Annotated in this window: 5 protein-coding genes; 1 reads left to right on the top strand and 4 read right to left on the bottom strand. The window is 54.1% G+C overall.

Annotation, left to right across the window (positions count from 1 at the left end):
- Positions 1-68: 68 nt before the first annotated feature.
- The 4 genes from FBR45_RS21525 to FBR45_RS21540 form a co-directional block, all read right to left on the bottom strand.
- Positions 69-2,039, bottom strand: a complete 1,971-nt coding sequence (locus FBR45_RS21525; protein WP_138506177.1) for a WD40/YVTN/BNR-like repeat-containing protein — start codon at positions 2,037-2,039, stop codon at positions 69-71.
- Between the two features lie 20 nt (positions 2,040-2,059).
- Positions 2,060-3,511, bottom strand: coding sequence for a SusD/RagB family nutrient-binding outer membrane lipoprotein (locus FBR45_RS21530; protein ID WP_138506179.1), 1,452 nt, complete (start codon positions 3,509-3,511; stop codon positions 2,060-2,062).
- Between the two features lie 69 nt (positions 3,512-3,580).
- A complete protein-coding gene (locus tag FBR45_RS21535) occupies positions 3,581-6,766 on the bottom strand; it encodes a SusC/RagA family TonB-linked outer membrane protein (RefSeq protein WP_246082334.1) in 3,186 nt (1,061 codons plus the stop codon).
- Between the two features lie 677 nt (positions 6,767-7,443).
- Entirely contained in the window at positions 7,444-9,825 is a 2,382-nt protein-coding gene (locus tag FBR45_RS21540) for a TonB-dependent receptor plug domain-containing protein (RefSeq protein ID WP_246082335.1), read from the bottom strand.
- 212 nt (positions 9,826-10,037) lie between these two features.
- On the opposite strand from FBR45_RS21540, the gene FBR45_RS21545 reads away from it, so the two are divergent.
- Complete coding sequence (locus tag FBR45_RS21545; RefSeq protein WP_138506185.1) at positions 10,038-13,256, top strand: WD40/YVTN/BNR-like repeat-containing protein; 3,219 nt, start codon at positions 10,038-10,040, stop codon at positions 13,254-13,256.
- The last annotated feature ends 132 nt before the right edge of the window (positions 13,257-13,388 follow it).

Below are 13,388 nucleotides of genomic sequence, written 5' to 3' on the forward strand. Positions count from 1 at the left end.
AAAGATTTGCGAGCTGTTAGCTATTAGTAAGCCCACGCTGTATGCCTACATACGTGCCAGCCAGAAAGCTAGCTGATGTATGTAGGTTTCTTGATGGAACATTTCGTACGAATGTGGGCAGCCCCCCTGTATACGTAGGGCGAGAAGTCGCTGCCCATACGGTATAAGTTGGCCACTACAAATGCTTCCCCGGCCTTGTGGCGTGATGCCGTGATCTGGGCAATCCAGGCTTCTTTGGGCAGGCCCGGCAGGCGGCTGCTGAGGTTAGTCCAGGTTTTTCCCCCATCCTGCGTAAGCTGAACATTTCCATCGTCGGTACCAACCCAGATAACCCCCGCTTTCAGCGGGCTGGGTGCAATGGTCAGAATGGTATTGTGGTTCTCGGCCTGGGTAGCATCGACGGTTAACCCACCGCTATCGTCCTGTTTCTGGTGCGCCGGATCGTTCAGGGTCAGGTCGGGCGAAACGGTTTCCCAGGTCATGCCTTTATCGGTTGACTTGTGGAGAAACTGACTGCCTGCGTAAATCGTCTTTTTATCGACAGGATCCAGCGCAAAGCCGGTATTCCAGTTGAACCGAAGCCGGGTATTCATGTCACTGATAATAGGTTTTACGAAAGCGGCCCCCCCGGTTTTCTTGTCATACCGGATGATATTCCCCCCCTGTGACATCGCGTACCCGTACCGGGAGTCCTCGCCATCGGGGATCACATCGAACCCATCGGCCAGAATCAACGCCTGCCAATGGCTGTTTCGGATACCGCCCGTCTGGAAGGTATAGGCAGGCCCAGTCCAGGAGCCGTTGTCCTGTAATCCACCATAAATGTTGTAAGGGACTTCGTTATCAACATTTACGTGGTAAAACTGACCGACCGGAATGGCCTCCGGATTGGTCCATGATTTGCCGTGGTCGCGGCTGATGGCCAGGCCGCCGTCATTGCCCTCGATGATTATATCCGGATTGGTGGGATGAATCCAGAAGGCATGGTGGTCAGAATGGACCTGATCGGGAGTAGCCAGCACGGTAAACGTTTTGCCACCATCTTCACTGACCGACAGCGGGGCACTCAGTTTATAAATACGCGTTTCGACCAGTGGGTCGACGTAAATTTCGTTGTAATAAAACGGCCGGTCGGTCGCTACTGCGGGGTCGTCAGTAACCAGGGTCCATTTCTCACCCCCATCGTCGGAGCGGTACAGCCCGTTTTTTGGCGCTTCGACCAGCGCGTATATTTTGTTGGGTGAGCTGCGGCTGATAGCCAGGCCCAGCCGGCCGAAATCTCCCTTTGGCAACCCGTCGCTCTCGCCTTTTTTCTTCCAGGTTTTGCCCCCGTCGTAGGTGATGAACAAGCCCGAGCCGGGCCCACCCGACGTAAAATCCCAGGGCGTCCGGCGATGCTGCCACATGGCTACGATAAGCTTGCTTGGGTTTGTAGGGTCCATGACCATTTCGGCGACTCCGGACTTTTCATTGGTGTACAATACCTTCTCCCAGGACTGACCGCCGTTCGTTGTTTTGAAAACACCCCGCTCGGGATGCTCGCCGAAGGGAAAACCGATCACCCCCGCGTAGACTACGTCGGGGTTCGTAGGGTCAATGATCAGGCGATGGATGTTAAACGTCTTTTCTAAACCCATTGACTTCCAGGTCAGACCACCGTCAATACTTTTGAAAATGCCCCCGCCCATGTTTACCGAGTTACGCGGGTTTCCTTCCCCAGTGCCCACCCATACCACGTTCGGATTATTTTGCTGGATAGCGATCGACCCAATGTTTAGGGTAGGCTGATCATCGAATACAGGTTTCCAGGTCCCTCCGGCATTGGTGCTTTTCCAGACGCCCCCGGAGGCTGCTCCGACGTAGATAATGTCCGGGTTACTCACTACGGCATCGATAGCCGTAATGCGCCCGCCCATAACCGCCGGGCCAACGCTTCGGGCTTTCATCTGTTTAAGGGCTGAAATAGGTACTGGCTGCGACAGCGCTACACTGAGCGGGAGTAGAGCGGTCAGGAGAATATGGGTTATTTTCTGGTTCATGATTGATCGGGTTAGGTTAATTACTTGTAGATGGCCAGCGCATCGAAGGTGCCGGGTACCGGTTTAGGGCTGTTGGGGTTCGAGTTAAGCTCGTTCTGCGAGTAGATGAAACGCCACGGAAGCTGGGTGCCGTTGTTTGGCGTTAGCTTGATGCCGTAGGGTTCGTTACGAGTACGGCGCTCATCGTTCCAGCCAATATGCTGGCCGTAAAAAGACACGTACCGCTCCTGCAGAATTTCACGCAGCAGGGCGTTGTCGGCGCTGATGTTGTCTTTATTCTCGATGCCACCCGCGGCAAAATCGGCTGCCACGAAGGGGTCATATTTATAGTTTCCTGTTGTCAGGTAGGTTGAGTTGATATAGCCGCCGGTGTTTAAAAACGCCCGGTAGCGGTTCAGGTGGTCGAGCGCCACCGTAAACCCTTTGCCCGACCGCAACGCCATTTCGGCCAGCGTCAGTATATTCTCCTGATACGTAATCATTGGGAAGCTGGCACTCCGGGCAAAAAAACCGCTGGCCGTAGCCGTACTGGATGTGTTTGGCTCAATACGCCCGGGGGTGTTGACACCGTTTTCGAGGTAATAGAACCGGAAACGGGCCGTTTCCACCGTTTTGGCATGGCCCCGATACGCAGTGCTTGTGGGATTGAGCAGGCCCACATTATAGGCACCAACGGCAAAGATGTCGCCCAGCCGCTGGTTCGTCAGAAACGAGAAATAATGATTTTCGTTGACGCTGGTCGTAATTCCGTGCGGAGCATAGAGCGAGTTGGCAAAGACGCTGATGCCATTCTGAGCGGCCGTATAGGCGGCTTCGTATTGTTTGGTATCAGTGAGCAGTCGGGCCTTCAGGGTGTACGCCACCTGTTTCCATTTGGTAGCATCGCCCCCGAAGTGGATATCCTCGGCGCCTACGGTGCCGACACCCGCGTCCAGATCGGCAATTGCTTCATCGACGAGCGTAAGTAGTTTTGTATAGACTTCGGCCTGCGGCTGAAACTTCGGATTCGGGAATTTGATAATATCGCCTGCTTCGTCGTACGGGATGTCGCCCCAGAGTTCCGTGCCCGTTGCCAGGGCGTTGGCCCGTAAAATTTTGGTGATTCCGATCATGCGTCGGTTACCCAGTTCGCCCGCTTTTTGAATGGCAATCAGCGCGTTGGCGTTGGTAGCCTGAAACACCAGGTTCCAGTCGGCGTCGTATACCCCGGCGCTGACGTTATAATTAAAGTAGTCTTTCCACTGTCGGTCGGCGCCGGTGGTATAGCCGCTCCAGATGGTTGTTAAGCGGCTGGCCATGCCCTCCTGGGTGGCAATGTTGGCTAGCTGGGTGCCGGTGAAAACGAGCGAGGCAGGAGCACTGGTCGGATTGTTGGGATCAACGTTCAGCCCATCGACAATAGACTGGCAGGAGACGAACAGCAAAAAAAAGAACAGGCTAAACGTGGAAAGTAGTTTATAGATTCGGTTCATGATCGTCCTGAGTTAAGATGACAGGGAGGAAAAAAGACGCAGCGGCTGTATGCGATTCTTTCTTTCAGCCTAGTAATTGATCTTGATGCTGAACAGCAATGACTTGGTGTTCGGGCTGTTGAAGTAATCCTGGCCCCGCGAATTGCCCGTACCGTTTAGTCCGGTTTCGGGGTCGATCCCGACCACATTCGTCCACAGAATGGGGTTACGGCCGGTCAGGGTAAAGTTGATCGACTGCAGCCGGGTCTTCTGGCGGAAACTGGCCGAGTTGAGCGAATAGCCGACTGAGACTTCGCGCAGGCGGGTCCAGCTGCCGTCGGAGATAAACTGCTCAACCAGCGTGCTGAAGCCGCCCCCGATCGAGGTGTAGTAGCTTTCGTCCAGCAGTACCGGTCCAGCACCAAAATCCTTGATAGCACCCCGAACCGTTGTGCCAGCAGCGATGGTTCTGCCTGCATAATTTTTGAGCGGCTGCCCCAGCGTTACGTCATACCCAACGTCCTGATGGGTACCGAAATGGTACATCACCCCTCGCGTGCCGTTGTAGAAGTCGCCACCCTGCGAGGTTTCGAACAGGACGTTTAGTGATACTCCTTTGAAAGAGAGGTTGGTGCCGAAGCCACCGCGCCAGTCGGGATTCGGGTCGCCCAGCACCCCAAACGAGGAGGCAATCTGTGGGAATCCGTTGGCGTTGAGGACGAGAGCACCCGCTTCGTTGCGCTGGTATACGCCACCGTAGAGCGATGACATGGCGTAGCCCACCTTGGCAACGGTACTGGCCGTGCTGCTGAAACCACCCAGGGTGATATTATCCGTACCAGCCAGGTCGAGCACCCGGTTTCTGTTCCGGCTCAGGTTGGTAAACAGGTTCCAGTTGAACGAGCCACGGCTCATGACATTGTAGTTCAGCTCCAGCTCCAACCCTTTGTTTTCCATGGTACCGGCATTGGTGTATTTCTGGGTAAATCCGGTCGAGCCAGCCGTGGCTACGTCGAGGAGCAGGTCTACAATTTTGTTTTGATAGTAAGTAAATCCGACCGACAGCTTGTCGTTCATAAACCGCAGATCGGTCCCCACTTCATACTCCGTTTTTCGCTCCGGACGCAGATTTGGATCGCCCTGCCGGTTGCTCTGAACAAAGGCGCCATTTCCGTAGCCGGTGCCGCTAACCGGACCTCCCCAGCTCCCGAACGAAGCGTTGACGAAGGTAGTCGTGTTTCGGTAGGCGTCAGGCTGCACCCCAACCGTACCGTATGAAGCCCGCAGTTTGCCGAACGACAGAAACTTGTTGCTGCTCAGAAGAGGTAGCTTGGTAAATTGCCACGCTACATCGGCCGACGGGTAATAGAACGTCGACTGCGATTCGCTGCCGAACGTAGAACCAGCCTCACCCGCCAGCGAGGCATTGACAAATAACTGATCGAAGAAACCCAGGTTCAGCGACGAGTAGGCCCGGGCCGTTCGGCGGTGCGTTCTGGTATTATAAGGCACCCGGTTGGCAGCCAGTGCGTTGGTAAAGTTGGGTGGCGCATCGGGAATGATAAAGGTATTCAGCGTTCCGCCCAGACTCAGGTATTTCCGGTCGTTGATATTAAAGCCGAGGATCAATGTGCTGGTAATGTTTTTCCCGAAGTCCCTGAACACGCGGCCGATGACATCCATGTTCATCTCTGTCTCTTTCAGCATCTGTTGTTCAAAGCTTCCCAACCCGCTGTTGACGGCTGATGAAACCGGAGAATTAGTGATACGCAGATCGGTATAACTATCCAGCCCGCCCCGGGCGGTAATGTCGAACCAGCTGGCCGGGGTGATCAACAGCTCGGAGCTAAGTATGAACCGGTCTACCTCGGTGGTGTTGGTCATCTCGTTGATGGCCCACAACGGGTCATTGTATACCGGGTTGGCGGATGCACCCAGGTAATTTCGGAACGAACGCTGGCGGTTCGGGATTGGGCTGGCGGTGGGTGATGCGAAATAGTTTCCCTTATAGCCGCGGTTGTCGTAATCGGGGGGTGTTCGCAGCATACCGATGTAGAGCCCGGCAACACTGTTGCTGCGCTGTACCCGGTTGGAGGTTGTTCGGGCGTAGGTGGCATTGGTAGTCGCCTTAAATAGGTTGTTGAATCGCCGTTCGGTATTGAATCGAACCGTCGTGCGTTTATAGTCGCTCTGCCCGTTCAGAATCCCCTGCTGACGCAGATCGCCGACGCTCAGGTAGAAGTTGCCCTTATCGTTGCCCCCACTAATGCTTAGGTTATTGTCGATGTAGGTACCCGTCCGGAAGACCTGATCCCGCCGAACATCGTTGAATGTCTCCCGGGAGTTTTTACGGATGATCGGGTAAAATATCTGACCGTTATCCGCTTCAAACCGGGGTCCGTTCTGGTTGACCTCATCCGCTGCACCCGACCGGTCAGCAATCCGGTCACCCCAGGTAAACGAACCAGTTGGGCTGTAAACCCCGCCTGCTCCCTGGCCGTAGGTGCTCTGCATCGGGTGTAACAGGTTGGGCTGGTCAAACGACACGGCTGAGGTGAGTGCAATGTTTACTTTATCGGTATTCGCGCCTTTTTTGGTCGTGATGACGATCACCCCGTTAGCCGCTCTGGACCCCCACAGGGCCGCTGCCGATGCTCCTTTCAGGATCTGCATAGAAGCGATATCATTCGGGTTGATGTCGTTCAGGCGCGATTGCTGGGAGACCCCGGCTACCCCATCGCCCAGGGTGGAGTTACTGATAGGAATACCGTCGACGATAACCAGCGGCTGAGTCGACCCCGTGATGGTATTTTGCCCCCGTATCTGAATATATGAACCGGCGCCTGGATCACCGGCCGACCGGGTGATCTGCACACCGGCTGCTTTACCGGCCATACCGTTGATCACCCCCGTTTCGCCGGAGCGCACGATGTCTTTCGCATCTATCTTAGCAGCCGTGGCACCCAGCTTATCGGCGTTTTCCTTGAAGCCCAGGGCGCTTACTACCACCTCGGAAAGGGAGGTTTCGCCGGGAATGAGTGAAACCGATATCGTGCTTTGATTACCAATGACGACTTCAGTTGTTTTCATGCCAATGAACGAAAAAACCAGCGTTCCGGCCGCGTGTTCAGAGGGGATCGAGAGGGAGTAATTGCCTTCGCTGTTGGTGGATGCACCAATGGTTGTGCCTTTAATGGCTACGTTGACCCCAGGTAGTGCACTATTGTCTTCGGTAGACAGAACGCGACCTTTCACCACCCGACTTTGTGCAAACACTGGACTCGATAAACACGAGATAAAAAGCAATACAAAAAGTATGAAGACTTTTTTCATCGTAGAACAGGAGTTATAAGGTTGATTCAATGAAAGCAGGAAATTTCAGAGCGGGCCCAGTTGGGCCGGATAAAGGGCATACAGCCCTGTCCGAGCCTGTCGGGCTCGGTGGCAGTTAAAAAAACGTGACGTAAAAGCAGACCAATCCCCGACCCCAATCGGCAGCGCGTGTGGGGTTTTTGTCACACACCAACCGGGCTAACAGCCCAACGGGTTAGTGGTGAGAAGGGGTAATCGAGTGGAAATTAGAGTTTTGCTTTCTTCAGTGCGGCTAGAATAAAGCAACTGTCGTAAAAGGTGAAAGACTTATTCGATTAACAGTGTGTCAAATATACTGTTCCCTGTAGGCTTGTCAAGTGCTTACGGTCTTTAATTTGTTTTTAATGTCAAAATACTATATTTTATACTATTTAATTCGGCATTAATTAAAATATAATTCTATAATATTCAACTTACGCAAAATATAGTATTGTGCATATTGACCTAGGTTCAGGTTTTGGTGACCCTACTCATACAGGGAGTACGCGTACACTAGAAGCCACCCGGAATTTGTCAGGGATTTCAAAAATTCGGGGTGGTTGTGGTACAAATGGCCTAAGAGCTGGTGTGCGGCATGCCGGTTAGAACCTGCCTCTCAGCGAGATTATCAGGTTACGTCCCGCAGCGGACATACCGGAGCTGTAGGGTCGGTAGCGCTGGTCGGTGATATTTTCGAGTCCGGCATTCACCGTCAGGTAGCGGTTGAGCCCATACTGCGCTTTCAGGTTAAGCGTATACCAGGCTGGTGTATAAGGCTTGCCCGTTGCATCGAGGGCGTACATATAATCTTTACCGAGTTCTTCCTGGGGTAGCTCCGCATTCGACACCGCATCATTGTATACGGCATACACTTCGAGCCGTAGTTTCCGGGTTGTATAACTCAGGCGGGTTATGCCGAACCAGGGAGCCGCATGGCGCAGAGGACTGGTCGTGCCATCGTCCAGTTCCTCGTCGCCTTTCTGATAGGTAAACTGGGACGACAGGCGAAGGCCAGCCGGTAAGCTGAACTCCAGCCCGGCCTGTACGCCATAAACCCGCGCTTTGGCTGCGTTCTGGATGGCCTGCACCTGGCTAAGTTCACCGTTATAAACGATGCTGTCCCGGCCGTTCAGCCTGAAATTGCGACGAACCAGGGCATTGTCCAGCAAGGTATAGTACCCCGTGACATCTACTTTCAGCAAATTGCCGATCAGCTTAGCCACGCCCACTTCTGCGTTATAGGCATATTCGGCACGGAGCGATGGGTTGGGAATAACCACAGCCCCGGGCGCGGAGTCGAATACTTTGCCAATATCATCGACATTGGGCGACCGGAACCCGGTTGACAGATTGGAGCTGAGCGTCCAGGTGTCCGATGGCAGATAAACCAGTCCCAGGCTGCCCGTTAACGCGCCGTTATTCAGCCGGGCGGAGGTAAATGGAAACGGATAAAAATCGGTTTTGAACTGGGAGTTCAGCTTGAACTGGTTGTAACGCAGGCCAGATTGTAGGGTTATCTGGTCGTTCAGTTTCAGCTGGTAGGTAAGATACGCTGCGTAGGATGCCCAGTTTGACGCCGGATACCGGGGGGCACCCGCCACGGTGCTGTTCGTTTTGATGTTCAGGGTGCTGGCCGTGGAAACGACGTCGTTGTAAACGGCTTCGAGTCCATAAAATACCCGCTGCCGATCGGTGATGCGTTTATCAAAATCAAGGTTGGCCGAAATTGCCTGTACCTGCTCGCGGGTGGTTCGCTGCTGCGCGTCATTCAGATCCCGGTCGATCCGGCTTTCCTCAAAGTATTGATGGGCCAGCCGTACGGTCAGCTGATCATACACCGAATTGGATGAGGTATGATTGACCGTCAGATTGTTCATCATCCAGGTTTGGGGGCCGTATTTCCAGTCGGCCGAGCGGGGCAAACCCCGTCGATAGCGGAGTAATCGGTCGTACCGCGAGTAATCGGAAGTAGTTGAGTAATGAAAACCGTAGTTGACATCCCAGCGATCCGTTGGCCGGAAGCGTATTTTCTGCATGAGGTTGATTTGCGAATACCCGGTGGGCCGCTGAACCCGCGGGTCCGAATTAGGAACAACCCGATCTTCACCGTTCATCCGTTCGACGTATTCGGGGCGTAAATAGTCGGTCGGTCCGTGGCTGCCCATGCGTAAATCGCCAAAGGTATTGTGGGACACGCTGCTCAGCAAGGCCCATTTTTTCCAGCCGAGGCTCACATCGATATGGCCCGTCTGCTCGCTGTTGGCCGACGAATACCGCAGGGCTGCCCCTCCGGAAACGGCAGGGGTGGCGCCGGCTCCCAACTGGGGAGTCAGCGTGTAAAAGCTCATCACTCCGCCGATGGCGTCGCTCCCGTACATGACCGACCCGGGGCCGAACAGTACTTCGGTATTGGCAATGGCGTAGGGGTCGAGTGAGATCACATTCTGGAGATTACCACTGCGAAAAATGGCCGTGTTCATCCGCACGCCGTCTACCGTAATCAGCAGCCGGTTCGTCGAAAACCCACGGATCATCGGACTGCCTCCGCCCTGCTGGCTTTTCTGAATAAAAACCTCTCCCGAAATCCCCAGCATATCGGCCGCTGTCTGCGGATTCTGAAAGGCCACATCCCGGGCTGATATACGGATAATGCGGGAAGGAACCTCCCGGCTCGACTGCCGCCACCGGTTGGCGGTTACTACAACCTGTTGTAACGAAACCGGCGAGGCCTGCAGGTACAGACTGGGACCACGTTTCGCTAACTCATCGTAACTCAGTGTCTGCGTTGGGTAGCCCAGGGTTCTGATCTCAATGGTAGAGGCTCCTTTAAAATCGGCCAGGTCAACGCGGCCCGCGGCATCGGTAACGGCCGACGTTTTACGGTCGGTGCTGGAGAGTGTTACGCCCTCCAGTGGTAAGGAGTCAGCCTGGTCCCGTACAATAATCGTCTGTGCCTGGCCTAAGAAGGGAGCGCTAACGAGCAAACAACGAAGTAAATGGTTCCGCATACGCTGACCGGTCTAAGAAAGAAGTAGAGGGGACGAAGTAGGACTTAAACCAATAAAATTTGGCTTTAATTAAAAATCTCATATTGTTAACCCTACTTTTGCAAAGTATACAAAATAATCATTGCATTGTATGCGGTTTTCAATAAAATGCTACCGAAAATTACGTTCACTTCACTAACCTAAGCTTTATGTATCAACCCTTTACTTTGCTCGCCGGAGTAGTTGTCAGCGCTTTGCTGCTCGGACAGCCGGTCATGGCCCAGCGAAAGACAAAATCGAGTCCGGCAGTTAACCGTCAGCTATCCGACAGTCTATTCAACGGGCTTCGCTGGCGCAATATTGGTCCATTTCGGGGCGGGCGTTCTCTGGCAGCAGCAGGCCACCCCGATCAGCCGCTTACCTATTATTTCGGAGCTACGGGCGGGGGCGTCTGGAAAACCATAGATGGAGGTGCTAACTGGATGCCTATTTCGGATAGTACCTTTCAGTCGAGCTCGGTCGGGGCTGTAACGGTTGCCCCCTCTAACCCGAATATCATTTACGTAGGTATGGGCGAGGCCGATATCCGGAGCAATATTGCCAACGGGGACGGAGTTTATAAGTCGACCGATGCCGGAAAAACCTGGAAGCATATGGGCCTGAAACTGGCCGATGCGATCGGGAATATTGAAGTACATCCGCAAAATCCGGACATAGCCTACGTAGCAGCCCTGGGTAATCCGTTTGCTCCCAATAAGGAGCGTGGTGTCTTCCGAACAACCGATGGGGGTAAAACCTGGAAGCACATTCTGGCCAAAAACGACAGTACGGGGGCCGCCGTGGTAGAGCTTGACCCCAATAACCCCTCTATCGTTTATGCGTCGATGTGGCAGGCCTACCGAAACAGCTATAAAATGAGCAGTGGTGGGCCCGGCTGCGGCCTCTACAAATCGACCGATGGGGGCGATACCTGGACAAGCCTGCACACACGGCCTGGTATGCCGAAAGGATTACTGGGTAAAATTGGTATAACCGTGTCGCCCGCCAACTCGAACCGGTTGTACGCCATGGTTGAAAACGCCAAGGGTGGACTGTACCGTTCTGATGATGCCGGCAACAGCTGGCAGCTGATCAACGAGGATAAGAACCTCTGGCAGCGGCCGTGGTATTACATGATGCTGGCGGCTGACCCGCAAAACGAAAACGGTCTTATTGTCCTGAACGTGAACGCGTTGAAGTCGTACGATGGCGGCAAAACCTTTCAACGCATCGCGGTCCATCATGGCGACACGCATGATATCTGGTGGAACCCCAAAAATCCGCAGAATTTCATCATTGCCGATGACGGTGGAGCCGAAGTAACTTACAATGGCGGGGCCACCTTTTCGGATGTCGACATCCCAACGGCCCAGTTCTACCACGTGTCTATCGACAACGATTTTCCCTATAATCTCTACGGTGCCCAGCAGGACAACTCCGCCATCCGGATTGCCAGCCGCACCACCGACAATGTCATTGGGCCCAGCGCCTGGTATTCGGTAGCCGGCGGGGAATCTGGCTACATCACGTCGGACCCGAACAACCCGCTGGTTACATTCGGCGGTAGCTACGATGGGCTGATCACCCGCTACGACAAAGCCACCGACCAGAACCAGCGGATCAATGTCTACCCCGATTACAGCATGGGTGCCCCATCGTCTGATCGGAAATACCGGTTTCAGTGGACTTTTCCGATTGTTTTTTCCCCGCACGACAGCAAAGCGCTCTATGTCACCTCCCAATATGTGCACCGGAGCATGGACTATGGGCATTCGTGGGAGGATATAAGCCCAGATCTGACACGCAACGACCCGAAGACCCAGGGCGACACGGGCGGCCCGATCACGAAAGACAACACCGGTGCCGAAACCTTCCCGACCATTTTCACTCTGGCTGAGTCGCCGGTAGAGAAGGGCGTGTTCTGGGCAGGTTCTGATGATGGTCTGATGCACATCAGCCGCGATGGGGCCAAAACCTGGCAACCGATTACTCCACCTGTTTCGATGCTGCCCGAATGGGCGATCATGAGCATGGTGCACCCGTCCGATCATACTACTGGCAAAGCCTACCTGGCGGCTAAACGGTACATGTCGGGCGACCGAAAGCCGTATCTGCTTAAAACAACGGATTACGGGAAAACCTGGACACTCATCACCAGCGGTATCCCGGCCGACGAGCACTGCCATGTTGTTCGGGAAGACCCTAATAAGCCGGGCTTACTGTATGCGGGTACCGAACGGGGCGTGTATGTCTCGTTCAACGATGGCGGTTTCTGGCACAAGCTGTCCATGAATCTGCCCGTTACCCCCGTCCGCGACCTGCAAATTCACAAGCGGGATAAAGACCTGGTGGTGGCCACCCACGGCCGATCGTTCTGGATCATGGATGACATAACCCCCCTGCATGAACTGACCGATCAGCGCGACGGACTATCCGGCAAAACGGCGCATCTGTACAAGCCCCGTCCGGCCTACCGGATGGATGGTGGAGCGCAAACGGCTGAAGAGGGCGAGGCCGTCGATCAGGGCGAAAACGCGCCAAACGGTGTACTGGTCCGATATTACCTGAAAAATAAGCCCGACAAAGAGCTGAAACTGCTGTTCATGACCAACGCAGGCGATACCATTATCACCTACTCCAGCCTGAAAGACAAGCGCGGTCAACCCCTGAAAGTGGCTAAAGAGTTCTACGACGACCCGGGTCAGAAACGGCCGGGAAGCGCGTCTGCACGGCCAGGCATGAACGTATTCGTGTGGGATATGCGCTACCCGGATGCAACACCGGTTGAGGGAACGAATGTGATGTGGACAGGACGGGGGACAGGGGCTAAGGTTGTTCCCGGGGCGTATAAAGTTCGTATGCTGCTGGGCGACTCACTGATTGCCGAGCAACCGATCGAGATACGGAAAGACCCGCGCCTTGCGATTACGGATGCTGATTACAGGGAGCAGTTTGAGCTGTTGATGAAAATAAACAGCAAACTTTCAGAAACCCACAAGGGCGTCAATCAGATCCGTCAGATCAGAAGCCAGATTAACGGCTACATGAAGGATGTCAAAGACCCCAAAACGGCAGAGAAATTCAAAAAGGTGACCAAACCGATGCTCGAATCACTGGATGAGCTGGAGTCTACCCTGATGCAGCCCAAGTCGAAAGCGATTCAGGATGCGCTGGCTTACCCAATTCGGCTAAATGACAAGCTGTCGGGGGTGGGCTCAGTCGTATCATCGGCGGAGACCAAGCCGACAAAGTCCTCTTACGTGGTTTATGAGGCTCTCGAAAAGCAGGTAGGAACGGCGCTGGGTAAGTTAAAAACGATTATTGATCAGCAGGTGCCCGAGTTTAACCGGATGGTAACCGAACAGCGTATTCCAGCTATTACCCCCTAGTGGGTCCGGCTAATTTCTGCTGCACACATATACCTGTTGTATGGTGCCCCGATACCGTGGAACCCTAAGGTCAACGGTACCGGGGCACCATACTCATTCATTGCATAAGCTAATGGGGTGCACCTGATTTCT

The sequence above is a fragment of the Spirosoma lacussanchae genome, assembly GCF_005870035.1.
GTDB lineage: Bacteria > Bacteroidota > Bacteroidia > Cytophagales > Spirosomataceae > Spirosoma > Spirosoma lacussanchae.

Excerpts from the sequence above, each read along its gene's own strand:
- FBR45_RS21525 (WP_138506177.1), bottom strand. The coding sequence starts at position 2,039 with ATGAACCAGAAAATAACCCATATTCTCCTGACCGCTCTACTCCCGCTC.
- FBR45_RS21530 (WP_138506179.1), bottom strand. The coding sequence starts at position 3,511 with ATGAACCGAATCTATAAACTACTTTCCACGTTTAGCCTGTTCTTTTTT.
- FBR45_RS21545 (WP_138506185.1), top strand. The coding sequence starts at position 10,038 with ATGTATCAACCCTTTACTTTGCTCGCCGGAGTAGTTGTCAGCGCTTTG.